Origin of the sequence: Pedobacter heparinus DSM 2366 (genome assembly GCF_000023825.1) — a bacterium.
Classification (GTDB): Bacteria; Bacteroidota; Bacteroidia; order Sphingobacteriales; family Sphingobacteriaceae; genus Pedobacter; species Pedobacter heparinus.
This window is the reverse complement of the sequence record NC_013061.1, coordinates 690,113-716,721: the sequence shown is the minus strand read 5'-3', so window position 1 is coordinate 716,721 and position 26,609 is coordinate 690,113. Positions and strand designations below refer to the sequence as shown.

The following is a 26,609-nucleotide window of genomic DNA, read 5'->3' as shown; positions in this document are numbered from 1 at the left end:
AAAAACAAAGGCATAATTACTATGGGGTAAAAATGAATCCAAAACCAACAAAATCTGCCTCTGTCTGGTGTATATATATTTTAGCCTGAACGGCTGCCCAGTCCAGTACATTGTATTTCAATCCGGGCGTCCAGTAGGTTTTATTTTCCATTAAACTGTTATAATGCAGGTAATACCCATATTTAACCATCAGGCCCATCCGGCCCATCCATAAATCCGGACCCACCGCCAGGCCTATACGCCACCTGTCAAAAGAACTGGCTTTCGACTGAAAAGTCTCTACATTTCGTAACGGATCATAAATGGTATGGTAGTAAACAGCATCAACTCCTGCCCCAAAGCCCAAAACAGTATTCAACCGATAATTGTACCCTGCGTATAAGCCTGTTTTATATAAACCATCCTTACTCCTGTAAACCCCACGACGCCCAATATTAATCCCAATATCTATACTGTGCTTCTTATAATCCATTGGTTTTCTCCAGGAAGCCGTATCCCGGTCCAAACTGTTTTTCAAAGATTGAACCAGTCCAAAACTCACGCTGCTTATATTCATCCCATTATTCGGCACCCGGGTTCCCCCATTCGAAAAATGAAGAATATCCAGGCCTGCCGCCAGTTTTGTAGACGGGCCAATACGTGTAGCCAGCTTTAACGCAATCCTCGAAGAAAAATTCAGGTGGCTTCCCACCAGCACATTCTGATTGGTAAACCAGGTTTCCCCCAAATACCCCATTCCTAGTCCTGGTGTAACAAACAGTTCTGTACTTTTTGTTTTAAACAGCGAAAAATTAAGCGCAGCAATCAAAGCATAAGAATCCCCAAATCTACGAGGTCTCGGATCCGAGACCATCACAATATCACCCATATTCTTATAATTGAATACCAGGTCAAGACTCTTTAAATTCAACATTTTCATCCATGGCCTCGGATGGGCGATGGTGCTCATATGATAAATCAGCTCACCACCATAAGCCGTTCCCGTCAATTTATTCTGGGCTGTAAATACACCCAGCGATACCTGAGGAGAAAACTCTATACTATTTCTGCTGTCGGCTGTTTCCTGGGCATGCAAATCCCCCGCAACCATTAAAAAACTTAAAAATAAAACAAGAATATAGGGTTTACTTGATTTTCGAATGCTCATTTTAAATTTAGCTGGCTCAAACATGGATTTTAATGAAAAGTGTTCAGGTATAACTTCTCTACCTTTTTACGTGCCCAGTCGGTCTTCCTTAAAAATTTCAGGCTGGAGTTCATAGTTGGATTATTGTTAAAACAGGCAATGCGGACCAGTTGCCCCAGCTCCTCCCATCCATAATGCCATACCAGCTGCTTCAATATAAATTCCAGCGTTTTACCATGTAGTGGATTATTTGCCTGTTCCTGTACTGCCATAGCGCAAAAATAATAAGAATAACTAGATTTGTATAAAAAACAATCCCAACGTACCATGAATTTAAAATTAGGTGATTTTGTTCGTTTTGTAGACGAGAACATTGAAGGATACATTACCAGGATAATCGATAAGGACACCATTGGCGTAACAGACACCAACGATTTTGAAATACCTGTACTGGCCTCTAAAGTAACATTGGTATATGGCGACGTCCATGACAATGATGTGGTCAGCAATAAACCTGCTCCTGCCGTTCCTGAAGCAGAATTTAAAAAAGAAGGGATTTATCTCGCCCTTGTAACAGACCAGCACAGCAGCTCTGTCGCCCACTTCCACCTGATCAATGAAACCTCCTACCAGCTCCTCACCAGTCTGACCACCGAAAAACAAGGTGCCTTTAAAGGAGAATTTGCCGGCATTGTTGCGCCAAACACCACAAAAAAGATCTACTCCGCCCAACTGGGTGATATACAGCTCTGGCCTAAGTTCCGATTGGAGATATTAAGCAGTACTACCGCAAATGTGGAACCAAAAGCACCCATCATTTTTAACAAAAACATTAAAGGGAAAGACCTTTCTGTCGCCAAGCAAGAGATCACATTACTTAAACAAAAGGGATGGTTAATCAGTCTGGAGGAACCTGAATCGATTATTGATGCTGAAAAGTTAAAGGCAAGCTTTTTTAAATAACGCTAAAATTCCAATCTAACACATTTCTTTATTCCCTGTATAAAACAAAAATTACCTTCTCTGAAGGCACATCATTTTTATGCGCCCTTCAGCGCCTTAAAAATCAGTGCATGAAGAGAATGGTTATTTTTGGAAAGAGATCGGCACTACCTTCCTTTGTTCCGGCGGCAACTTTAACCAGGTATGATAGGCTTTAACGGTATATAAATCATAATTAAACGGGCGTTCACTTTTAACCAGTTCTTCAGGTGGCCTGTACATGGCCATAAAATCTTTCAGCTCCTGTCCCTTAAGCTTTACCAGATCACTTACATAAGCCTCTGTAAAAACTTCATTGATCTCTGCCTGGAAACGGTCACGCTCTTCCAGCACCCTGATCTTTTCCTGCTGCCGTTTATATTTCCCATAGCCCAGGTTAAACAGCAAGCCCCCTGCCCGGTCGTTGTTCCCTTTACCCCGAAGCCCATCCGGAGCTAGACGTTTATAGGGTCTGGCCAAAGGATCCGGAGATAAAATAGAAGGATTTATTTTTGAACCAACAATCTCTACTTCTTTTAAAGCGGTTGAATTGCCAGGAAGATATATGGTTTTTGGCGAAAGGTTGATCAGGAATAAAGTATCCGTATGATAGCCCATTAACGAAAACTCGAGCAGATCGCCCATTTTAGCAGTGATATTGAACTGGCCCGCTGCTTTGGTTAAAGTTAGCTGATTGTTGCTTAAGTTTCTGACTTTTACATTCTGCAACGGAAAAGTATTGTTGTCAAAATCGAATACTGTTCCCGAAACAGAACTTTGTGCCATTAACCAAAGTGGCGCAACCAATATCAGCAACAGAAACAATTTTTTAAGCATACTCAAATGTAAGGCTGTTTAGCAGGTAAAATGATAATTTAACAAAAATTAACAAGAAAAGTTCAGCCTATTTCAAAACTGCAGCATACTGATCCTCATTAAAGCTGATCAGCAGAGCCTTCCCCTCAACCTCAATCACAGGACGTTTAATGGCACTATTATGCTGCAGCATCACAGCCACGGCCGTCGGCTGGTCTTTCACGCTTTGCTGTACATCGGGCCCTAAACTTCTCCAGGTAGTACCCTTTTTATTTAAAACCTGCTCCCAGCCAAAAACCTTACACCACTCATTCAATTTTTCCGCAGTAATGCCTTTCTTTTTAAAATCATGAAACTCAGCATTGAAACCATTTTCCTCCAGCCAGGTCCTGGCTTTTTTTACTGTATTGCAATTGGGTATTCCGTATATGATCATGTTTACAAAATTAGGATTTAATTTCATCACTTTTTTCGCAGGTTTCATCACATTTTAGAATTTGAAACTTATAGTCTTTGTACTATTGTGCCGACAAACAAAAAAAGGTAGGAATGAAATTAAAAGATCTTTCAAAAATAGAATTCTGGGTTGCTACAGGCCTTTATGGCTTCGCCATTTTATTACTGATCTCCAACTCCGGAGAAAGAACACCCAACCATACGGAGTCCCTCATGAAAGGAGCAAATCTGCACTATTCCTATATCTCCAATTACCTGTTCCCTGAATTGTTCCGTTTTTCTATTTTGTACTTCAGCTTTTTGCTCTTAAACTTTTGTATCCTGCCCGCCTTGTTTAAGCCGAAAGACAGGGCCATGGCAATAATCATGCTAATTTGCCTGTTTCTGGTAACCGGACTGGTTACCAGCGTTGTTTATACCTATAGTAAGGAATATATGTTTTCTGACTTTAGTACCTTAAACGAGGCTTATAATTATTTTTTTCTCAGAGGATTTAGCTACTCCACCTGGCTGATTCTGATCATCGGCATTTACGCGGCCCTTAAAAAACTGATCATCTATTTTAACGATAATGACAGCCTTCAGTATGAACCCAATAACCGCATGAAGCTGGAGGCAGTATTTGGCGGCGCATTCTGGTTTGTAGGCCTGCTCCTGCTGATTGCAGGTCACGGCAATTTTGCAGTAATGTTATGCTGGACACTGGTTACCTGCTCCACTGTTTGCATCATCATCTTTTCCATTTATTACCTCATTCCTCAGGTAAAACGTGAAGGCAAGACCTTTCGTCACTATTTTTGGAAAATATGCTTAATTGCTATCCTATCCAGTGTGCCACTGGTCCTGCTCGCACTCCTGTATAATAACCGTGCGGAAATGGCTGTAGCAGTTATCGCCTTTCATGTCCCCACTCAACTCATTGTCAGTACATCCCTATCCTGGTTTATTTACAAAAAACGCAGTGCCACCCATGCAGAACTGACCAGTTTAAAAACAGAACTCGGCCGCTCAGATGCCAGTTTAAGTTTCCTCCGTTCGCAAATCAATCCGCATTTCTTATTCAATGCATTAAATACCCTTTATGGAACTGCTTTACAGGAAAAAGCCGAACGCACAGGAGAAGGCATACAAAAACTGGGCGACATGATGCGTTTCATGCTACAGGAAAACCTTCAGGATAAAATTTCTTTAACACGCGATATAGACTACCTCAACAATTACATCGCCCTCCAAAAACTCAGGACTTCCCCTTCATCCTCAATAGTGATCGAAACCCAGATTGATGAGCAGTTAAACAATCTTGTCATTGCCCCCATGCTTTTGATCCCCTTTGTAGAGAATGCATTTAAACACGGGATCAGTCTGCAGGAGCCATCCCATATAAAAATCACTTTGCAGACTAAAGAAAGTACCCTATATTTTGATGTACAGAATTCCATCCATTTAAAAGGCGACAATGATCCCGAGAAACTGCAAAGCGGTATCGGCCTGCAAAACGTAAAACGCCGGCTAACACTGCTTTATCCAAATCAGCACGAACTCCTCATCCGTGAAAGCGCTACAACGTTTTTTATCCACCTTACCCTGCAATTACAAAGAAATAGTTAATTTTAAAAATGATTGCCATTGCAATAGACGACGAACCCATAGCTTTGGATGTAGTGAAATCCCATGCCTCCAAAGTCCCTTTTATTGAATTAAAAGCCTGCTTTACAAATGCATTCGATGCCATTAGCTTTTTACAGCAAAACAAAACCGACCTGATCTTCCTGGACATTAAAATGCCGGATATTAATGGGATCGACTTCCTGAACAGCCTAAGCAATCCGCCAATGGTCATTTTCACTACCGCTTATTCAGAGCACGCGGTAAAAAGCTTTGAACTCGATGCCATAGATTATTTATTAAAACCATTTTCCCTTTCCCGTTTTTTAAAAGCCTGCAATAAAGCGCAGGAACTTTATACACTTAGGAACAATACCGAAATCACAGACCCTGCTTATATTTTCATTAAAGATGGTTATGAACAGATCAAAGTCCTGATCAATGACATTGAATATATCGAAGCCTCCGGAAATTATACCCAGATACACCTGAACGAGCAAAAGCTACTCAGCACAAGAGTCCCCCTAAATGAAATGCTCCTGCTGCTCCCTGCAAAAAAATTCATCAGAACACACCGTGCCTTTATCATTTCAAGGGATAAGATCAGTAAGTTTGACCGCGCTCAGGTATGGATAGGTAGTCAGACTATACCCATAGGTTCCACTTACGCACAATGTTTGCTAGATTTTTATTAATATTGTTGGCTATAAAAGATTTTGATCTTAACCAATACACCAGATGTTTAAACTGACTTTTAAACAACAAGTATTAACAGGTTTTACTGTTTCCTTATTGTTTGTTCTTGTTTCTGCAATAACCTCTTATTTCAGCATTGATAAGCTGAACAGCGACACAAAATGGCAAAGCCATACTTATGATGTGATCAGCCTGCTCAAAGACGTAGAAGGCCAGGTCCTGAATTCAGAGACGGGGGTAAGAGGTTTCATCCTGGCCGGAAAGCCACAATACCTCGCGCCCTACAAAAAAAATTCGGTCAAAATCCTGCCCACCATCCAGGAACTGAAGAGGACACTGGACCAGGATACTGCACAGGAAATATTAATCGATTCGCTCGACTATTACGCCCACGAAAAAGTAGATGAAATGAAGGCTGTGCTCCAACTTTATGATGCAAAAGGAAAGGATGCTGCTGCATTTCGTGTAATGGCCGGGCAAGGCCAGTTCTTTAAAAATAAAATCCTTGAACTGAGTGGAAAAATCATCAGTAAAGAAAAGCAATTGCTCCAAAAAAGGAAAGCCGACATTATCAAAAGCAGTAAACAGAGCGAGTTTGTGGTGTTGCTTAGCGCCTTTATCATATTTTGCCTCATCCTTTTTCTTTTTTCTTATATCAGGCGTACTTTTGATCAGCAAAAAGAAACCGAAAGCCAGATCAGGGATTCTAATCTTCAGCTCGAAAGGATATCGGCAGAAAATGAACAAAAAAACTGGCTGCTACTGGGCACTACAGCAATTAATGAGGCCATGCGGGGAGAACAGGAAATCGAAGAGCTGGCTTCAAATATCATTACACAGATCTGCAATTATATCCATGCGCCCATTGGTGCTTTTTTCCTGGCCAACCCTTCAAAAAAGACGCTCAGATTTGAAGGTGGTTATGCTTATCAACATACAAAAAGCATTCGGCAGGAGTATCATTTTGGGGAAGGCTTTGTAGGTCAGGTTGCCGTTGAAAAGAAGAGAAAACTACTGGAACCCGTACCTGCCGGATACATTAAGGTCAATTCAGGTTTAGGCGAAGCCCCGCCGGCCTGCATTTATCTCATGCCTATCGTTTTTGAAGATCAGACCCTGGCTGTAATTGAACTTGGATTAAATCAGCAACCCAACGATTCGATTTCGTTATTTCTTCAGGCCATTACCGAAAGTATAGGGGTAGGCGTAAACAGTGCTGTAGCACGTGTAAAATTAAGGGCTTTATTTGAGCAAACCCAGCAACAGGCAGAAGAACTGGAAAGTCAGCAGGAAGAATTGCGCACCACCAATGAAGAACTGGTCTATAAATCCGAGCAGCTTCAGGCTTCGGAAGAGGAACTACGGGTACAGCAGGAAGAATTACGCCAGACCAATTCGGAGCTCGAAGAAAAGGCCCAGCAGCTGGAAGAACGTAACATTGCTGTAAACCAGGCCAAAGAGGCCATGAGTTTAAAGGCCGAAGAGCTGGAAATCTCCAGTAAGTACAAATCTGAATTCCTGGCCAACATGAGCCACGAACTCAGAACCCCTTTAAACAGCATTCTTATCCTGGCCAGGATATTAAAAGAGAACCGACCGGAAAACCTGAATGAAGACCAGATCAAATACGCTGGTGTAATTCACAATGCAGGCACCGATCTGCTTACCCTGATCAACGACATCCTGGACCTTTCCAAAATTGAATCCGGAAAACTTGATCTTTCTATCCTGCCTTTAAAACCTCTTGTCATCAAACAAGATATGGAAGCCTTATTTAACGAGCTTGCAAAAAGCAAAAAGATCAGCTTTCATACGGTTCTGGATAAAGAATTGCCAGCAACGCTGCTTACCGATCAGTCTAGACTGGAACAGATCGTAAAAAACCTCCTTTCCAACGCTTTCAAATTTACACCAGAGCATGGCGAGATTACAATGACCATCAGCAAGGCCAGCGCAGGGACCCTCTTCTTCTCCCGGCAATTAAAAACCACAACTGAAGATATCATTGCCATTAGTGTAAAAGATTCAGGGATAGGTATTCCTGCCGATAAGCAAAAACTGATATTTGAGGCTTTTCAACAGGCAGACGGCTCAACCAGCAGAAAGTATGGTGGCACCGGTCTGGGCCTGTCCATCAGCAAAGAACTGGCACACATCCTTGGCGGCGAGATACAGGTAAACAGTAAACAGGGCGAAGGCAGTACTTTTACCTTGTACCTTCCAAAAAACAATGCCACTGCCCCTGAAAATCAGGAAAACATATCGGAAATTGAAGAAGCGACAATTATACCTTTAGTTCCGGATCCTGTTTTAATGCCTGTAAACCGTCACAAAGATGCGCAGAAGCTGTTAATTGTAGAAGACGATCTGGTTTTTGCAGACGTACTTAATGATTATGCAATAGAAAAAGGTTTTAAACCCATACTTGCCCACAGCGGTGATGTGGCACTGGAAATGGCCTTTTCAGAATTACCCGATGCCATTGTTCTCGATATTATGCTCCCTGTTATGGATGGATGGACCATTCTTAAAAAATTAAAAGCCGATCCAAGAACCAAACACATACCCGTACACATGATGTCGGCAGGAAATGAAAAAGCCGGCAAAGCCAAAAAAGAGGGAGCAATCGGATTTTTAAAAAAACCAATCGAAAAAGAACAGCTCGACGAAGCTTTTGATCTGCTCAGTGCCGCCCACCTAAAATATAACCTGAACAAAGTACTCCTTATTGAAGATCAGGAACTACACAGCAAATTGCTCGCCCAGCAATTAACAGAAAAAGGAGTCGATGTAAAACAGGCCTTCACCGGAAAAGAAGCCCTGGTACTGCTTGATGAACAGACATTTGACTGCATCATCCTGGATCTCAAACTACCGGACATATCGGGCTTCGACCTGCTGGACAGCATTAAGTCGCAGGAAAAACTGGTACAGGTACCCGTAATTATCAATACTGCAATGGAGCTTGATCAGGATAAAATGGCGCACATCATGCAGTATACAGAGGCAATGGTGTTAAAGTCTAACAAATCGAATGACAGGCTGATTGACGAAGTGAGCCTCTTCATGAACAAACTGAAAAAAGAAGGTCCCCCGCCCACTTCAGCCAATGGCAGGCCACCTAAAAACAAAGCTTCATCCACCATGGAAAAGGTTTTGAAAGATAAGACTATTTTAATCACTGATGATGACATGCGCAATATTTTTGCTTTATCCAGCGCACTGCAGGCCTATGACCTGAAAATTGTAATCGCCAACAACGGCAGAGAAGCCATCAGCAAACTGGAAGAAACTGAACCGATAGACCTGGTATTGATGGATATCATGATGCCGGAAATGGATGGATATGAGGCCATGAGAACCATTCGCAGTAAAAAAGAGTTTGCCAAACTGCCAATTATTGCCTTAACAGCAAAAGCAATGAAAAACGATAAAGAAAAATGTATTGAAGCAGGAGCAAATGATTATATTTCCAAACCTGTTGATATGGACAAATTACTTTCCATGCTGAGGGTATGGTTAAGTTAATATGCATAAAGAAACTGACATCATCACTTATGAGGAACTGGGTAACCTGGTCGCGCTCATCAAAAACATTCATGGATTTGACTTTGGCGATTATTCTGCAGCATCCTTAAAAAGAAGGGTAAGCAGAATTATGCAGTTGCAGCGACTTAGCCTTTTTGATCTTCGTATACTGCTAACCAACGATCAGGATTACTTTGAATCTTTTTTAATTGAGGTAACGGTGAATGTGACCGAAATGTTCAGAGACCCTGCATTTTACCAATCTGTAAGCCTTAACATCATCCCCTATCTCAAATCCTATCAACGCATTAAAATATGGAATGCAGGTTGTTCCAGCGGTGAAGAACTTTATTCTTTTGCCATACTTTTTTCCGAAGAAAACCTATACGAGAGGTGCTTCTTCTATGGTACCGACATCAATGCTGATGTGCTGGAACATGCAAAAACAGGCATCTATGATTTACAGAAAATGAAGCAATACTCGGAAAATTTTCAAAAAACGGGAACAACAAATACCTTGTCAAACTATTATACGGCAAAATACGACGCAGCCTCCATCAACCATTCCTTAAAAAAGAACGTGCTCTTCTCTGTACATAACTTAGCCTCAGATGGTGTATTCAATGAATTTCAACTCATCTCCTGCCGCAATGTAATGATCTACTTCAATACAGAACTTCAAAAAAAGGTAATTGAATTATTTTACAATAGTTTGGCTAATTTTGGTTTTTTATGTTTAGGTTCAAAAGAAACATTGAGGAGCACAGAGCTGGGGCGCTTTAAAATAATAGACAAAAAAAATAACATTTATCAGAAAATAGCTTAGAGGCTTAAATCATATCAAGAACAAAAACATGGAAAAAATTAACATATTAATTGTTGATGACAGACCCGAAAATATTATTGCCCTCGAAGCATTGCTGCAAAGAAATGACATCAATATCATCAGCACCACCAATCCCAATGAAGCGCTCCGCTTATCCTGGGAAATGGATATTGCCATTGCCATGATTGATGTTCAAATGCCGGAAATGGATGGATTTGAACTGGTAGAAATATTAAAAAGCAATCCCAGGACCAAAGAGATCCTGATCATATTTGTTACTGCCATATCCAAAGAAACCAAATATGCCGTTAAAGGGCTAAGCACCGGGGCGGTTGATTACCTGTATAAACCCCTCGACCCTTATGTTACAGCAGCAAAAGTGGATTCTTTTATCCAGTTTATCAGAAACCAAAGAGAAGTAAAAAAGAAGAACAAAGAGCTTGAAGCTTATCAGAAAGAACTGATCAAGGCCAAAGAACTTGCCGAAACAGGTAAAAGAATTAAGGATAATTTTTTGGCCAATATGAGCCATGAGATCCGGACCCCAATCAATGGAATCATCGGTATTGCACAGCTTTTAAAGAAGACGGAGCTGACAGATGAACAAAGGGAGATGGTTAACCTGCTTGAAATTTCGTCCAACTCATTACTGGGCGTAATCAATGATGTACTCGACCTGTCAAAAATTGAATCGGGTAAGTTCAAGATCAACCGTACTGCAACCGATATCATTAAAATATGTGAATCGGTGGTAGATCTGCTCCGGATCCCATCTATCGAAAAGAAACTCGACCTTAAGCTGGCGCTCGATTCTGAACTGCCAAAAATGATCCTGGCCGATTCCCTCCGCCTCAACCAGATCCTGATGAACCTAATCGGAAATGCCATTAAGTTTACCCACCAGGGTAGTGTAACCTTAAAGGTTGAGATACTGAACAGAAAGGGAAACAACCTTCAACTCCGGTTTTCTGTTGCAGATACCGGCATAGGGATAGCCAAAGAGAATATTGACAAAATTTTCGAAACCTTTGAACAGGCAGATGAGCAGACTACCATTAAATTTGGTGGTACAGGCCTGGGTTTATCTATAGTTAAAAATCTGGCCAAATTAAAAGGAGGTACGCTCGAAGTCATAAGTGAAGAAAATATTGGCAGTACTTTTAGTTTCAGCAACTGGTATGAAGTATTAAAAGACGCTGATGTACCCGAAAAACAACTGGAAGAAAAACTGATGCCATTTAAAAATTTAAATATTCTTGTAGCGGAAGACAATCCCATTAATAAATTCCTGATCATTAAAATCCTGCAGAACTGGGAGGTACAATTGGAAGTGGTAGAAAACGGACAGCAAGCCCTAGACAAGCTCAGGGAAAAGCATTACGACCTCATTTTAATGGATACTTTTATGCCTGTGATGAACGGGCTGGAAGCCATCCGATTGATCAGGGAAGGTTATGCTCCCGGAAAGGAAAATATTCCCATCATCACATTTTCAGCGGCAGTACTCGACACCGATAAAGAAACAGCAATAGCGGCCGGCGCCAATGATGTGATCAGCAAACCATTTGAACCGGCTGTACTGTACAAAAAAATACAGGAATATACTATTGGTTAAAGGCCGTCATCGTTTTGGCAGGGCCTACGGTTACAAAGCTTTTGATCAGTTCGGTGCTCTTATCTATCAGTCCTGGCAGTTCGGGTAACTCATCTTTATCAAAGGGTGCCAGCACATAATCTACCTGTCTGCCCTTCGGGAAATTATCACTGATGCCAAACCGCAAACGTGGATACCCTTGCCCGCCACAAAGTCCTTCTATACTTTTTAACCCATTGTGTCCTGCACTGCTGCCCTGCAATTTCAGGCGCAGCTTACCCAATGGTAAAGCAAGGTCATCTACAATAACCAGTACGTTTTCCAGCGGGATACGCAATTCCTGCATATAATAATTTACGGCCTTTCCACTCAGGTTCATATAAGTAGTGGGCTTAATTACATGCAGCTTTCTGCCTTTAAAACCAATTTCAGCATAATAAGCCAGCCGGGTATTGGTAAATGTACCTTCCTGTTGTTTCACCAGCTCGTCTGCTATCATAAAACCGATATTATGACGTGTACAGGCATACTCGGGGCCAATATTTCCTAAACCTACAATTAAGTACTTCATCTTTAAATTATCTTTTGATCAGCCCTGTTCATTACCTGCAAAGATAATAGTTTACACGACATCAGCGTTCACCGAAATGAATCCATAAAAAAAGCAGCACCGATTGGGTGCTGCTTTTTATTTCAAGCTAAACTGATTATTTTTTGTTAGCCTCTTGTTCTGCTTGCTTCAATGCTCTTGACATACCTACAGAAACGATAGTATCTTCACCTGTATTGGTTACTGTGTATTTGCCTTTCTCAAGATCACGTACACGGAACAGGTTACCAACTTCTAATTTAGCAATACTTACTTCTACAGCCTGAGGCATATCTTTAGGGAAAGCCTTAACACGAAGTTTACGTAATTTCTGAACCAGTTTACCACCCATTTTAACACCTGGAGAAGTACCGGTCAATTTAACAGGGATTTCCATTAAGATTTCCTTATCGTCAAACAACTGAAGAAAATCTACGTGTAACAATACATCTGTTAATGGGTGAAATTGCAATTCTTTAATGATTGCTTTAATTTTATTGCCATTGATGGCAATTTCTACAAAATTCGCTTCCGGAGTGTAAATAGCATCCCTTAAATCTGCGATTACTACAGCAAAGTGCACTTGCTCTTTGCCACCATACAATACTGCGGGAACTTTACCTTCGTAGCGAAGCTCTTTAGCATCGCGTTTCCCTACGTTCTCTCTTGGAGAACCGCTAATTGCGATTGTTTTCATCTTTTTTATTTGCTTTAATTGTCTGAAGCTTTATTGCTTCATTTATATATAATTATTAATATTAAACATTAAACAGGTCGCTGATAGACCCATGTTCATTTACATTGGCAATTGCCTTTGCAAACAAAGGTGCTGTACTCAAAACCCTTATTTTAGGGCTCTGTTGTTTCAATGGAATAGTATCTGTCACAATCAGCTCGGTCAGCATAGAATGCTCTATTGTTTCATACGCTTTACCAGACAATACCGGGTGTGTACAAACCGCTCTTACACTGTTGGCCCCTTTTTCCATAATTAAAGCTGCAGCCTTGGCCAAAGTACCAGCAGTATCGCATATATCATCAATCAGCACTACATCCAGACCGGCAACATCACCAATGATAGACATCGATTCTATTTCATTGGCACGTTTACGCCTTTTATCACAAATTACCACTTCTGCATTAAAGAATTTTGCAAAAGTACGTGCCCTGTAAGAGCCCCCCATATCTGGTGAAGCAATGGTCAGGTTTTCCAGTCCTAAACTTTTTATATAAGGTACAAATATGACAGAACCGTCCAGGTGATCTACCGGAATATCAAAAAATCCCTGTATCTGGGCAGCATGAAGATCCATCGTCATGATCCGGTGTATTCCTGCCGATTTTAATAAATTAGCCACCAGCTTGGCCCCGATTGCCACCCTTGGCTTATCTTTTCTGTCCTGTCTTGCCAAACCATAATAAGGAACAACCGCAGTAATGTAATGTGCTGATGCCCGCTTTGCAGCATCAACCATTAACAAAAGCTCCATCAAATTGTCATTAGGCTGATAAGTAGAATTGATTAAAAAAACATCACAACCACGCACCGTTTCATCGTAAGAAGGCTGAAACTCACCATCGCTAAACTTGTTCAGGGTTACAACGCCTAATGGCTTGCCGTAATGTTCGGCAATTTTTATTGCTAATTCTTTAGTACCGGTACCGGCAAAAAGCTTAACTGGATTAAATTGCAATGGCATGATTAAAGGTATATCAATGCTGGTTAAAAAAAATCGGATTGTGAATAAAACCCACAATCCGAATATTGTTAGTTGTCCGACCTGGATTCGAACCAAGACAAACGGTACCAAAAACCGTTGTACTACCCTTATACTATCGGACAATCTTCCATTTTAAAAGGCTTCCTTTGAAATGGAATGCAAATCTACGCAGATTTTTCGTTTTTGCAAGCGCCATCGGAAAAAAAATAAAATATTTTTAAGCTTTTTATTCGGGCGTAAAATAAAGTCTTTAAAATGAGCAATTTGATTGCAGCAAAAAAACATCGTTAATCTATATATGAATAAGACACCTTTATAAAATTGTCTTGCTTTTCTCTTGCTTTCCTCTTGCTTTTGTCTTGCTATCCTCTTGCTCGGACAAGACAAAAGCCGGATTACAGCAATATTATTCCATTTTGTTATCATGTTTGGATCATAGCTCAAGAAAGCCAGGCACACGGCTTCCATTCGGCTATCTGCACAGACAGCATACACCAGATTAAGGTTTGATTCGGGATTGCGTGCAGGTGGCTTCGGAAAAAGGTACCTGTTTTCCGAACAAAGCCCAACCAAATCCTTTTTCAAACCTTATCCAGCCCAAGCCCAAACAGCAAGTTTTTGTAACAATAAGTTATACATGGCTATTAAAAATGTTAAACTAAGCTTAAATTGTGCTATTCTCAATCTTATTCTTTATTTTCGGCTGCATTTTAATCGCCTCAACAGAACATTAACTATTCAATAAAGAAATGAATTATTCAAAAATCAATAATCTTACCGGCTGGTTTTGCTTCCTTGTAGCCGCTGTAACTTATATTTTAACATTAGAGCCTTCCGTTAGTTTTTGGGATTGTGGCGAATTCATTGCTTCGGCCTTTAAAATGCAGGTTGTTCATCAGCCCGGTGCCCCATTGTTTTTAATGATCCAAAGGTTCTTTTCTTTGTTTGCATTGGGCGATGTTCAGAAAGTAGCTTATTTTATGAACGTAGGTTCTGCCATAGCCAGTGCTGCCACCATCCTGTTTTTATGCTGGACCATCACTGCCCTGGCCAAAAAACTGCTGGTTAAAGAAAATGAAGAGATCAGCAGATCTACAATGATCTCTATCATGGGTGCAGGAATCGTAGGTGCATTGGCTTATACTTTTTCTGACAGTTTCTGGTTTTCTGCTGTTGAATCTGAAGTGTATGCCTTGTCATCCTTATTTACAGCTATAGTTTTCTGGGCCATTTTAAAATGGGAAGCCCATGCCAATGAAAAAGGTGCCGACAAATGGTTGTTGTTTATTGCCTATATCATGGGGCTTTCCATTGGTATTCACTTGTTAAACTTACTAACCATCCCTGCCATTGCTTTTGTCTATTATTTCAAAAAGACATCAAAAACAACTACCAGCGGCATCATTAAAACCGGAATTATAGGAATACTTATACTTGCTGTTATCCAATACGGAATTATACAATACCTGGTTTCATTTGGCGCCTATTTCGATCTTTTCTTTGTAAACACCTTGGGAATGGGCTTTGGTACCGGGGTAATGTGCTTTGCCATCCTGCTAATCGGCGGCCTGGTATGGGGCATCCGTTATTCTATCAAACACCAGAAAAGGGTGCTGAATATCGCCTTACTTTCTACAGTTCTGATCATATTTGGGTACTGCTCTTTTGCCATGATCATCATTCGGGCCAAAGCTGATCCAAACCTGAACAACAGTGATCCTGATAATGCTTTTTCATTCCTGAGCTATTTAAACCGGGAGCAATATGGCGACAGGCCCCTGTTGTTTGGCCCTAACTATAATTCTCAGAAGGTTAACCTTACACAAGGCAAAACTTTATATAGAAAAGGTGCCGAGAAGTATGAAGCAGCGGGCAGAAAAACAGATTATGAGTACGATAGAACTACGCCTTTTCCGAGGATGTATAGTGATGACCAGCGGCATATAGGTTATTATAAAGACATGATGGGCTTTAGTGATGATCATTTCCCTAATCTGTTTGACAATATTGGATTCCTGTTCAAGTACCAGATAGGTCAGATGTACATGCGGTATTTTATGTGGAATTTTGTAGGCAGACAAAATGACGATCAGGGACAGGGCAGCCTGTATGAAGGACAATGGTTAAGCGGCATAAAACCTATTGATGCTTTAATGCTGGGCAATCAGAAAAACCTGCCCCCTTCTATAACTGACAGTAATGCTTATAACCGCTTCTTCTTTTTACCATTAATACTGGGGTTATTGGGTGCCATATGGCATTTTAAACGCAACCAGAAAGATGCCGGAATAGTAGCCCTCCTGTTCTTCTTTACAGGACTGGCCATTGTACTTTACCTTAACCAAAAACCAATGGAACCGAGAGAAAGGGACTATGCTTATGCAGGCTCTTTTTACGCCTTTGCCATTTGGGTAGGTTTGGGTGTACTGGCCATAAGGGAATGGTTGTTCAAAAAATTAAGCCCTGCAACCGGGGCTGTTCTGGCTACCGTAGCGGGTTTATTTGCAGCACCCGTGATCATGGCGGCCCAGGGATGGGATGATCATGACCGTTCAACCAAAATGGTAGCCCATGACATTGCAGTCGATTATCTGCAGTCGTGTGCCCCAAATGCAATTCTTTTCACTTATGGCGACAATGATACCTATCCTTTATGGTATGCCCAGGAGGTAGAAAATATACGCCCGGATATCCGCCTGGTAAACTTAAGTTTATTTGATACCGACTGGTACATCAATGGTATGCGGCATAAACAAAATGAGTCGGCTCCTTTACCTATATCCATGAAGCCTGAGCAATATGTGCAGGGCGTAAGAGATGTGATGTATTATCAGGATTACAAAGTTGCCGGCCCTGTAGAATTAAGTAATATCCTTGCCATCCTTTTATCAGATGATCCGGAAGATAAATTACCACTGCAGGATGGCAGCAAGGAAAACTTCATCCCTACCAAAAACTTCAAACTTACTGTAAACCGTGCTGATGTACTTAAAAATGGCGTGGTAAGCGCTACCGACTCCAGTAAAATCGCACCGGCACTGGAATGGACCTTTAACAAAAACTATGTAACCAAAGGTACATTGGCCATGATTGATATTTTGGTGCATAATGACTGGAAAAGGCCTGTTTACTTTGCCAGCACGGTGCCTTCAGACCAATACAATGGCCTGGACCAGTATTTATATAATGAAGGTCTTGCCCTGCGCCTGCTTCCTTTAAAACCTGATACAGCGGCAAACAGATCAGAACTGATCAATACCCCTGTACTTTATAAAAATGTAATGGACAAATTTGTTTGGGGCAATGTAAAAAATGCAAAATATCTTGATCCACAATCTTCTGATGACATCTCGATCTTTACCAATGTATTCAACAATACCATTACCGGTTTAATTAAAGAAGGTAAAACAGCAGATGCAAAGAAAGTTGTAAACCGTTATTTTGAAGTAATGCCGGAAAGATTTTATGGCATGCGTTCTATGATGGGCACTTATTTTATGGCTGAAAACCTTTACCTGCTTAACGAAGCACCAAGGGCAAATGCATTAATTGAAAAATCGGCCGCTTATATCCAGAAAGAACTGACCTATCTGGCCGATGTTTCTGAAAGCAAGCGGAGGTTTATAGGCAATCAGAATGTTCAGCTCGGATTATCCTTCCTGAACCAGATGGCCAGAACTACTGCCCAGTATAAGCAGACAAAACTGAGTGAAAGCTTAACCCGTCAGTTTGAAGGAATGGAAGCCAGGTTCTCAATGTATTTCTCACAGGGGCAATAGTAAGAAAGCTCCTATACTGTTCTCCGGCTGCATAATTGCGCCGAAGGGGCGCAAAGACGCCAGGCCGGTTCACAGCATACTCGCTTTCTGCTCACCATAAAAACAAAGTGCAGTGCTTTCTATATCACTGCACTTTGTTTTTATAATGACACGTAATAAAATGAAGCGGCCTGTAGTTGTATACTACAGGCCGCTTTCGTTTATTTTCTCTGTCCTTATCCATTATTTTCTACCATCATAGTTCGGTAAAAGCAATTAAATTTTGTGCCATGCTATTGTTCGGTAGAAGCGAGTATGCTGTGAACCGGCCTGGCGTCTTTTGGCTCCCTTCAGAGCCAAATTATGCAGCCGGAGAACAGTATAGGAGCTTATTACTCATTAACAACCCCCATTGCACAGAATTTATCAATCCTGGCAGTGATCATCTTTTCTGTTTTCTCTTTCTTTAATACTTTCAGATCATCCAGGATCTGTTGCTTTAAAGTTTGTGCCATCAGTTCAGGATTTTGATGTGCACCGCCCAGTGGCTCTTTAATAATTCCGTCGATCAGTTTATTTTTAAACATATCTTCAGATGTCAGTTTCAGGCATTCAGCAGCGCGTTCCTTATAATCCCAGCTTCTCCAAAGGATAGATGAGCAGGATTCTGGAGAGATGACCGAATACCAGGTATGCTCAAGCATGTACACCCTGTCGCCAATACCAATACCCAAGGCCCCACCAGAAGCACCTTCACCTACTACAAAGCACAAAATAGGCACCTTTAGTACCGACATTTCCAGCAAGTTGCGGGCAATGGCCTCTCCTTGTCCGCGTTCTTCTGCCTCAAGGCCCGGGTAGGCTCCCATGGTATCAATAAAAGAGATCACAGGCTTATTGAACTTTTCGGCAAGGCGCATCAGCCGAAGTGCTTTTCTATAACCTTCCGGATTGGCCATACCAAAATTCCGGTATTGCCGCTCTTTGGTGTTTTTACCTTTCTGGTGTCCAATGATCATTACGGTCTGGCCATCTATAGTTGCAAAACCACCAATAATAGCCTTGTCATCTTTAACGGTCCTGTCGCCATGCATCTCAATAAAATCATCACAGATCATACTGACATAATCAAGGGTCTGCGGTCTTTCAGGATGACGGGACATTTGAACTTTTTGCCACCCCGTAAGGTTGCTATATAGTGTTTGCTGGGTCTTGTCCAGCTTTTCTTCAAGTTCAGTTAAGGTAGCAGACATATCTACTTTGGTTTTATCGGCAACTTGTTTAACCTTTTCAATTTGCTGTTCCAGCTCAGCAATAGGCTTTTCAAAATCAAATGATGTTTTTATCTGTTCCATAATCGGGCTGTAAAAATAGACATTTTATTTTAAAAAACAGTTTTGACCATACAGCATTAATTTAAGTTAAATATAAATGAATCCACAGGAGTTTTACACACAAATTGAAAATCCATATGATGAAAACCAGGCAAGCTGTATTTTCGTAACTAAATAATAACAAGGACGATCTTAAATATAACATGACATTACCCTGATATATATATTATTATGGTACATTAGCCAAATACAAATAAAGATGAGGTCGTCAACCCAGGGGGGATAAAAGAATTTATGGGAAAAAAGATTAAGTTCACGAATGTTGAGCAATCAACATTTTATGTGACTGTGCGGAAAAGGGTAGATGCTTATTTTACTGAAAATGATATTTCGATACATGCCAACGGGGCCATGTGGTTCAAAACCATCTTTTTTCTGACGGGACTGCTTAGCATTTATTTACTGATATTGCTGGGTGGCTTTAACGCCACAATCAGCATCCTGTTGTGTGTACTGCTTGGTATGTTTGGAGCCTTTGTGGGGTTTAATGTTTGTCATGATGCCATTCACAAAGCCTACTCCTCCAATGCCACAATAAACAAACTGTTTAGTTTTATTTTTAATTTAATTGGCGCAAGCCCCTATGTATGGAATATATGCCATAACATTGTTCACCATACCTACACCAATATTGCAGGGCATGATGAGGATATCGATGTTGCACCCGGACTTATCCGCTTTTCGGAAGCTGAAACAGTAAGCAAAGTGCAATCGTATCAGCATTATTATGCATTTGTGTTGTACAGCTTCGCCATGCTTTCATGGGTATTCAGAAAAGATTACAAGAAGTTTTTTCAGAAAAAAATTGGCGAGCATGTACATAACCATCCAAAAATTGAATATTTCAACCTTTTCTTTTATAAAGCCATTTATTACTTCCTGTTTATCGTACTGCCATTACTGGTCATGAACATTAGCTGGTGGCAGTTTGTGATTGGTTTTCTGGTGATGCAGTTTGCTCAGGGACTGGTATTGGGCCTGGTTTTTCAGCTGGCACACGTGGTTGAAGGCACCAGCTTTCCTTTTCCCAATGACGAAGGCAATATTGAAGAAGCCTGGGCTGTGCACCAAATGCGGACAACTGCAAATTTTGCCGTAGAATGTAAGCTGACAGGCTTTTTATGCGGGGGCTTAAACAGACAGGTTGAGCATCACCTGTTTCCTAAAATATGTCACATTCACTACCCTGCCATCGGGGCTATCGTAAAGCAGACCGCTGCAGAGTTTAACCTGGACTATATAGAAAGTTCTTCGTTTGGAACTGCGCTGATATCACATTACAAAACCCTGAAAAGACTGGGCAGGGAAACCTACCTGGAAACACCTTATATCAACAGGCAGATACCCGTGCTATTGGTTGTTGAAAAATAATGAACGGCGGCTATTTTAAATAACCACCGTTTTTGAGCACCTCTGCCCAAACCTGATAGCCTTCGGGCTTCAGGTGCAATCCATCGTGTGTCAGATTTGCTTTTAAATGATTTTCTCCATCAATAAAATGTGTATACAGGTCTATAACCGTTACCTTTTTATCGGCCAGCTTTCTGATTTCTGAGTTTAACCATAAAATGTGCTCGTCTTTGCCATAGTGGTTTTTAAACTTATTGAACGATGCATTAACCGGAAGTAGGGTATAAAAATAGATTTTGGTCTTTTTAGAGCCTGTTTTGATTCTGCTGATGATGTTTTTATAATTTCTGAGGATCAGGCTATCCGGGATATTTCTGGATATATCGTTGATCCCGATCAGTACAAAGACCTTTGCAGGTTTACCGGATATGACCTGGTCCAGCCGTTCTAAAACACCAAAAGTGATGTCTCCGGATATGCCTCTGTTCTTTGCATTGGGAAGGTCAAGTAATTTTGCCCAGTTGGTACCTGCAGTAATGCTGTTCCCAAGAAAAACAAAATCCTTTTTGGTGATGCCTTCCTTCTTAAATTCCTCTATTTTTTTAACGTAAGCACCCGGGCGGTAAGTACTGTCGTATTTAACTTCCTGGGCATTTAACTGGCAGCAGGTAAAGGTAAATATAAGGGCCAGTACAATTTTAAAACATGTATGTTTCATTAGTCTATATTTTAAGGACAACAAATTAATGATTTTATTTGGATGCAAGGTTCCGTTTTTCTCTGTTCCAGGTAAACGAAGTAAAGAATATAGCCAGTAAACAGGCAATTACGATGGCAATAAAGCAGGCATCCCAACCATATTTGTCAACCAGGCTACCTATTGCTGCATTGGCCATCAGGTCTCCTATGAAATAGCCAAACAAGCCTGTCAGACCAGCTGCCGTACCTGCAGCTTTTTTAGGCACCAGGTCTAGGGCCTGCACGCCGATCAGCATTACAGGTCCGTAAATCAAAAAGCCGATACCCCATAAAGAGATGTTTTGCAACAACTGGTTACCTGAAGGGTTTTTCCAGTACACCAGCACAAACACCAATGTTAAGGCCATATAAATAATCGTTACCGGGGCTCTTCTCCCTTTAAAAATACGATCACTCAGCACGCCACACAATATGGTACCCGGAATTGCTGCCAGTTCATAAACTGAAGATGCCCAGGCTGCCTGTGTTTGGGTATAACCTTTTGCCTCTCCTAAAAAAGTTGGCGCCCAGTTAACAATTCCATTTCTGACCAAATAAACAAATGCATTGGCAATGGCTATATACCAAAGCATCCTATTGTTAAACACATATTTAAAAAATATCTCTTTGGCTGTAAATTCCTTTTCCTGACTTGCATCATAACTTTTCGGATAGTCATTATTGTATTCCTCTATAGGCGGCAACCCACAGGATTGAGGGGTGTCCCTGACAAGGAAATAAGCTATTATAGAAAATACAATGGCAACCATGCCAGGAAAATACAGCTTGCTTTGCCAATCCATAAATATTTCAATGGCCCAAATGGTTAATGGGCCTACCAAAAAACCGCCCACATTGTGCGCCAGGTTCCAGATGGACATTGCCGTTCCGCGTTCCCTTACAGAATACCAATGTACCACTACCCTGCCACAAGGTGGCCATCCCATTCCCTGAAACCAGCCATTTATGAACAGCAAAACAAACATGACGGTTATAGACGATGTTGCGAAAGGGAAAAATCCCATACAAACCATGGTAAGGGAAGACAATATCAGTCCTGCCGATAAGAATATCCTCGCATTGCTCCTGTCGGACAGGTTACCCATTAAAAACTTGCTAAAGCCATAGGCGATAGAAAGTGCCGAGAACGCAAATCCCAGTTCCCCTTTGGTATAACCTTCATTTTTAATGAGGTCCGGTATAGCGAATGAGAAGTTCTTGCGTACAAAATAGTATGCGGTATATCCTAAAAATATCCCAGCAAAGACCTGTAAACGAAGTTTCCAGTAGCTGGAATTAACTTGCTCTTCTGGCAGCAAAGGTTTGTGTGGAGCGGGTGGCGGGAAAAGGTTAAAGCCCATTTATTTCTTTTATTTTGGTTAGTTGTTTAATTTAATTGGTTTGCCTGCGGCTAATTGACCAGCAGGTTAGGGTAATCGGAAATGATGCCATCTACCTTTAGCTGCTTTAAATTGTCGATATCCGCTTTGGTATTGGGTGTCCAGGGAATAACTTTAACATTCCGGTCGTGACATTGCTTAACCAGTTCCTCATTTACCATTTTAAAGGCCGGGCTCAAAATGAATGGATTAAAACCAAGGTCGGCCAGGTTTTCGGCTACTGTATTTTTGTTGTCTACCAGAAAGGATGTTCTTACTTCGGGATATTTTTTATGCAGGATCTGCAGGGTCCTTTTGTCGAACGACTGGATCACTACATAAGGGGTAATACCTTTTTTCTGTATCACATCCATCAGCAGTTTTACAAATTGCTCTGGCCCGGGGTTTACAATGCCATCACCTTTTGCGCTACATTTGGTTTCTATGTTGTAGAATAGCTGCCTTTTTCCTTTAGAGTAAGTTTGTACCTCATCAATCAGATCGGCCAGCAAAGGTATATTCGTTTTTATCTTTTTCTGTTCAGGAAAAGCTGCCAGAAATTTGCTGCCCAGATCAAACTGTTTCAGCAAATTGTAGTCCATCTGATAGATAGGGTATTTTTTAGCATCGGCCTTAGGGATTTCCTTACCCTCGGGTGTAAGCATAAAGGACGGGCTCAGGTAATCGTCGTGTGTAACCACCACCTGGCCATCTTTGGTGATATGGGTATCCATTTCGAGGGTAGTTACCCCAATATCGATGGCATTGCGCATCGCTACAATGGTATTTTCGGGCATTAGCCCCCTGCCCCCCCTATGGGCTTCGGTGCTGAAAGCCGGGAATTCAGCTTTGGTGATTGACTTGGTGTTTTGCATGGTTTTACATCCCGACAGGCTTAACAGCGCCAGGCTGGTTACACAGATTATATTTTTCATTAGTTACAGGTTTTTATATCATCATTTGCGGAATAACTAAAATCATTTTTAAGATCCCACCTTGCTTTGTACATTTTTAAGCCAGCCATTTGAAAAATGGTTTTACCATTTAGGTCCTGAACCTTATCGTTATACCATTGCTGGTCGGTATCTATTCCCTGAAGGGTAATTACAGGATAGCCTTCAGGGCCTGAATCCACACTTTTAATCCGCGGCAGGGCCGATGATTCTTTTATATTCCGGGTTTTAAGGTCAACTTTCCAGGCTTTGGTACTTGTAGACACCCATAAAGCATCTTCGCCATATACAGGAAACAGGTCGTGGCAACCACTAGCCGGCAAATTTATACTTTCTTTTACGGTAAGGTCGGGAGCGTTGCAGTTAAAGTTATAAGTATAGGCTACAAGTTTGTCTTTGTTTGCCGACCAAAGTATCTGGCGCTGTTTGTCCCATACTACATTATGGGCATCATCCAGTACCATTGTTTTTTTATAAACATTATCGGGGAAGCTGTTCAGGTTTACATGGATGAGGGTAAGCAGTTTTCCTGTACTCGAAGCAGTAACAATATTTCCATCTGGAAGGATCTCGGCCGAATGTGTATTGCCACCTACATAACAATAAAATACGGTTGCCTTATCAGAAATCCTAACCAGGGCTACACCGCCACCAGAAGCGGTGATGAGCATATATTTTCCGCTGTACACCAGTTTCCCTTCGCTGATGTTGCTAAACCAGGCCACATCTTTTGCCGGAATGCCTGTAGCGGCCTTCCATTCCCAAACGATGGCCTGCGTTTTGAGGTCTACCTTGGCTATCCGGTTTTGCGACTGATCGGTAATGATCAGGTTGGTATTTTTATAATCAAGGGATGGCGCTGAATGATCAGGTACAGATACCGCTTTCTTTGAAGAGCATGCAATTATCCAAAAGGACAACACACAAAGTAAGGTTACGATTTTTTTCATTGATTCAGGTTGTTAGTTGATTTGAAGCAGTTTTATACTGTTTTTTAGCATTCGGTGATCACGGTATATTTTTCTCCAAAACGGTCTGTTGCCGTTACTTTAACTTTTTTAACTGATGGGCTAAAGTGGGCAACAAATAAATGGTCCATCTTTTTGGGTTCGGCAAAAGGCCTGCTAACAGGCAGCTTATCACCTTTATACAACTGCACAGCAAGGGGGTCAAATCCTTTTTGCTGTTCGGGTGCTCCCATTGGTTTATCGTCTAAAAAATATTCAACTTTCCATTCCGGATCCCAGTTCCATACATTTGCAATCAGTCTTTTCTGGTTGGTCAGTTCCTCTGTGTAGACACTCAGCTGTTTGGTTTTGTCGAAACCGGTCGATTTATAATACCATTTCAGTTCATTGCCGTTTACCTCATACACACCATAGCCGCGAGGTGTACCATCGCTACAGATAGGGCCAGTCCACCATGCGCCACAAACCGTTCCATGGTTGTGTTCGTATATTCCATTGGTAATGTTGTTGAGGTTATAGTGGGTATGGCCCGACATGATGTGTACATTTGTATAACCTTCCAGCAGGGCATAAAAATCAGTGTTATTTTTAACGGCATTGTGAACAGGGATGTGCAGGCAGATGATCAGCAGCTGATCTTTGTTTACATGTTTCAGGTCCTGGGCAAGCCAGTTCAACTGGTTTTCCATAATATAGCCATCGTATGTACGTTCTACGCCAAGATAGCGTACATCATCGAGCACCACATAATGTGCTTTACCACGGTTAAAAGAATAATAGGTAGGGCCGTATATTTCTTTAAATGTTTTATCAGCCGTTTCATCGCCACCCAGTCTGTAATCTTGATCGTGATTGCCAAGTGCCTGAAAGAAAGGGATGCCCATTTGTGCCACAGCTCTGTTATAATCAGGAAACAGGGCATGGTTGTCCCATACCAGGTCGCCCACCCCAACACCGTGTACCAATGCATCAGGGCCCATCGATTTCAGCAGTTGCTGTACATCAGGCACAGCAGTATCCATCATCTGTTTTACATCATTTTTGTTTTTTACCTGAGGGTCGGCCCAGATGATGAAATTGTGCTTATTGTCGTTCCTTTTAAGCGCTTTAAGGGTGAAATCGTATGCATTGCGACTGCCCAGTGTTTCGTATTGCCGGGCCACATTGTAATCCGTTTTAAACTCGTAGCCGGCAGGCGTGCTCATGAAGATGTTTGTTGCTTTTGCATCAGGTGTGATGCTGTATTTTCCATTATTATCCGTTAACACAACACTGTAACCATCAGAGAGCACTACATTTGCTATCCCTTTTTTGCCATCGGTTACCCTGCCCGTTACGGTTTTATCGCGGCTAAGTTTATTGAAGGCATTGGATTGGAGGCTGATAAAAGCACTGCCGGTTATAAAACCGACGCTTTGTAAAAAGGATCTTCTGTTCACAATTGTATAATTTTAATTAAACATTAAGGAAGCCAGATATCGGCTTCCTTAACAACCATTAATGATGTTAAAAAATAAGAACTCCGATATTGTATTACATATAAATTTTATTCACAGCAATAACCGCCAGAAAATGCCCACTCAACAGAATAAAGATCGCTTGTTACAGGATCTGTAACAGTAATCCAAACATTTGCATAGCCATCTACAAGAATGCCGTTGGTAAATTGAACCAGTTTGTCGTAATTAGAATAAGAATACGCTATCGTCGCATTGAATACCCCCCATGATATAGGGGCACAGGATAAATTTGGCACGGTTATGCGATAAAGCTGACACCGGCAAACAGTCGCTCCATCTTGTAAATCATTGGACTGGAATCCAACGGTGGATTCATTAACGACATCTGAACAAAAGGACATTGCCCTTTGCCCATTGATTGCATAAGGATAGTTGAACCATCTTGCACTTTTAATAACTTTACCGGTTGGTTTGCCAACTGGCACGGAAGCAAAAGATTCAAATGAAAAAAGGAATAACAGAGTAAAAAGGAAGCCTATGTTTAAACAGGCTTTCATAAGGGATGATTTTTTCATAACTGTTTTTGATTAAAATGTTAGGTTAATTATCATTAATAGTATCTTTTTAACACCACACTATGTCCTTACGACACTTTATCCGATCAACAATTG

General features: G+C 41.2%; 22 protein-coding genes. 8 read left to right on the top strand and 14 right to left on the bottom strand.

Annotation, left to right across the window (positions count from 1 at the left end):
* Positions 1 to 19: 19 nt before the first annotated feature.
* Together PHEP_RS02980 and PHEP_RS02975 are read right to left on the bottom strand one after the other, a co-directional pair.
* Positions 20 to 1,147: an acyloxyacyl hydrolase gene (locus tag PHEP_RS02980; RefSeq protein WP_162141681.1), complete on the bottom strand. Its 1,128-nt coding sequence runs from the start codon at positions 1,145 to 1,147 to the stop codon at positions 20 to 22.
* Positions 1,148 to 1,176: 29 nt separating this feature from the next.
* Positions 1,177 to 1,398, bottom strand: coding sequence for a VF530 family protein (locus tag PHEP_RS02975; RefSeq protein ID WP_012780768.1), 222 nt, complete (start codon positions 1,396 to 1,398; stop codon positions 1,177 to 1,179).
* 55 nt (positions 1,399 to 1,453) lie between these two features.
* Between PHEP_RS02975 and PHEP_RS02970 the strand changes: the two genes are divergently transcribed.
* The gene (locus PHEP_RS02970) at positions 1,454 to 2,089 is read left to right on the top strand and encodes a hypothetical protein (RefSeq protein ID WP_012780767.1); all 636 of its coding nucleotides are present in this window, start codon (positions 1,454 to 1,456) and stop codon (positions 2,087 to 2,089) included.
* A gap of 123 nt (positions 2,090 to 2,212) precedes the next feature.
* Here the strand turns inward: PHEP_RS02970 and PHEP_RS02965 are convergent, their stop codons facing one another.
* The gene (locus PHEP_RS02965) at positions 2,213 to 2,944 is read right to left on the bottom strand and encodes a hypothetical protein (protein WP_012780766.1); all 732 of its coding nucleotides are present in this window, start codon (positions 2,942 to 2,944) and stop codon (positions 2,213 to 2,215) included.
* Between the two features lie 67 nt (positions 2,945 to 3,011).
* On the bottom strand, positions 3,012 to 3,407 hold the full coding sequence (locus PHEP_RS02960; RefSeq protein ID WP_238326535.1) for an arsenate reductase: 396 nt from the start codon (positions 3,405 to 3,407) through the stop codon (positions 3,012 to 3,014).
* Positions 3,408 to 3,472: 65 nt separating this feature from the next.
* Here PHEP_RS02960 and PHEP_RS02955 point away from each other — a divergent pair, with 65 nt between their 5' ends.
* The 5 genes from PHEP_RS02955 to PHEP_RS02935 are packed head-to-tail and all read left to right on the top strand — an operon-like array spanning position 3,473 to position 11,649.
* Entirely contained in the window at positions 3,473 to 4,987 is a 1,515-nt protein-coding gene (locus PHEP_RS02955) for a sensor histidine kinase (protein ID WP_012780764.1), read from the top strand.
* An 8-nt stretch (positions 4,988 to 4,995) separates the two neighbouring features.
* Positions 4,996 to 5,679 (top strand): LytR/AlgR family response regulator transcription factor, encoded by a 684-nt coding sequence (locus PHEP_RS02950; protein ID WP_012780763.1) that lies wholly within the window; start codon positions 4,996 to 4,998, stop codon positions 5,677 to 5,679.
* Positions 5,680 to 5,722: 43 nt separating this feature from the next.
* Positions 5,723 to 9,208 (top strand): hybrid sensor histidine kinase/response regulator, encoded by a 3,486-nt coding sequence (locus PHEP_RS02945; protein ID WP_012780762.1) that lies wholly within the window; start codon positions 5,723 to 5,725, stop codon positions 9,206 to 9,208.
* A 1-nt stretch (position 9,209) separates the two neighbouring features.
* Entirely contained in the window at positions 9,210 to 10,034 is an 825-nt protein-coding gene (locus PHEP_RS02940) for a CheR family methyltransferase (protein WP_012780761.1), read from the top strand.
* Between the two features lie 28 nt (positions 10,035 to 10,062).
* Positions 10,063 to 11,649 (top strand): response regulator, encoded by a 1,587-nt coding sequence (locus PHEP_RS02935; protein ID WP_012780760.1) that lies wholly within the window; start codon positions 10,063 to 10,065, stop codon positions 11,647 to 11,649.
* On the opposite strand, the gene pth is transcribed toward PHEP_RS02935, so the two are convergent.
* From pth to PHEP_RS02920, 3 genes are all read right to left on the bottom strand, one after another.
* On the bottom strand, positions 11,639 to 12,199 hold the full coding sequence (gene pth / locus PHEP_RS02930; RefSeq protein WP_012780759.1) for an aminoacyl-tRNA hydrolase: 561 nt from the start codon (positions 12,197 to 12,199) through the stop codon (positions 11,639 to 11,641). The genes PHEP_RS02935 and pth overlap by 11 nt on opposite strands.
* Before the next feature lie 136 nt (positions 12,200 to 12,335).
* Positions 12,336 to 12,914, bottom strand: coding sequence for a 50S ribosomal protein L25/general stress protein Ctc (locus tag PHEP_RS02925; protein ID WP_012780758.1), 579 nt, complete (start codon positions 12,912 to 12,914; stop codon positions 12,336 to 12,338).
* 61 nt (positions 12,915 to 12,975) lie between these two features.
* Positions 12,976 to 13,917 carry a ribose-phosphate pyrophosphokinase gene (locus tag PHEP_RS02920; RefSeq protein WP_012780757.1) on the bottom strand — a complete coding sequence of 314 codons (942 nt, stop codon included), beginning with the start codon at positions 13,915 to 13,917 and terminating at the stop codon, positions 12,976 to 12,978.
* A gap of 770 nt (positions 13,918 to 14,687) precedes the next feature.
* On the opposite strand from PHEP_RS02920, the gene PHEP_RS02905 reads away from it, so the two are divergent.
* Positions 14,688 to 17,717, top strand: a complete 3,030-nt coding sequence (locus PHEP_RS02905; protein ID WP_012780756.1) for a glycosyltransferase family 117 protein — start codon at positions 14,688 to 14,690, stop codon at positions 17,715 to 17,717.
* A gap of 371 nt (positions 17,718 to 18,088) precedes the next feature.
* Here PHEP_RS02905 and PHEP_RS02900 read toward each other — a convergent pair whose 3' ends face one another.
* A complete protein-coding gene (locus tag PHEP_RS02900) occupies positions 18,089 to 19,051 on the bottom strand; it encodes an acetyl-CoA carboxylase carboxyltransferase subunit alpha (RefSeq protein ID WP_012780755.1) in 963 nt (320 codons plus the stop codon).
* A 273-nt stretch (positions 19,052 to 19,324) separates the two neighbouring features.
* Here PHEP_RS02900 and PHEP_RS02895 point away from each other — a divergent pair, with 273 nt between their 5' ends.
* Entirely contained in the window at positions 19,325 to 20,461 is a 1,137-nt protein-coding gene (locus PHEP_RS02895; RefSeq protein WP_012780754.1) for a fatty acid desaturase family protein, read from the top strand.
* A 10-nt stretch (positions 20,462 to 20,471) separates the two neighbouring features.
* Here PHEP_RS02895 and PHEP_RS02890 read toward each other — a convergent pair whose 3' ends face one another.
* The 6 genes from PHEP_RS02890 to PHEP_RS02865 all read right to left on the bottom strand — a co-directional run bounded on the left by PHEP_RS02890 (position 20,472) and on the right by PHEP_RS02865 (position 26,513).
* Positions 20,472 to 21,158, bottom strand: a complete 687-nt coding sequence (locus PHEP_RS02890; RefSeq protein ID WP_012780753.1) for a GDSL-type esterase/lipase family protein — start codon at positions 21,156 to 21,158, stop codon at positions 20,472 to 20,474.
* 34 nt (positions 21,159 to 21,192) lie between these two features.
* A complete protein-coding gene (glpT, locus tag PHEP_RS02885) occupies positions 21,193 to 22,539 on the bottom strand; it encodes a glycerol-3-phosphate transporter (protein ID WP_012780752.1) in 1,347 nt (448 codons plus the stop codon).
* Positions 22,540 to 22,589: 50 nt separating this feature from the next.
* Positions 22,590 to 23,492 carry a glycerophosphodiester phosphodiesterase family protein gene (locus PHEP_RS02880; RefSeq protein WP_012780751.1) on the bottom strand — a complete coding sequence of 301 codons (903 nt, stop codon included), beginning with the start codon at positions 23,490 to 23,492 and terminating at the stop codon, positions 22,590 to 22,592.
* On the bottom strand, positions 23,492 to 24,460 hold the full coding sequence (locus PHEP_RS02875) for a DUF6528 family protein (protein WP_012780750.1): 969 nt from the start codon (positions 24,458 to 24,460) through the stop codon (positions 23,492 to 23,494). Before PHEP_RS02875 ends, PHEP_RS02880 begins: the two co-directional genes overlap by 1 nt.
* 44 nt (positions 24,461 to 24,504) lie before the next feature.
* A complete protein-coding gene (locus PHEP_RS02870; protein ID WP_012780749.1) occupies positions 24,505 to 25,917 on the bottom strand; it encodes a calcineurin-like phosphoesterase C-terminal domain-containing protein in 1,413 nt (470 codons plus the stop codon).
* A 107-nt stretch (positions 25,918 to 26,024) separates the two neighbouring features.
* On the bottom strand, positions 26,025 to 26,513 hold the full coding sequence (locus PHEP_RS02865) for a hypothetical protein (RefSeq protein WP_012780748.1): 489 nt from the start codon (positions 26,511 to 26,513) through the stop codon (positions 26,025 to 26,027).
* Positions 26,514 to 26,609 lie beyond the last annotated feature (96 nt).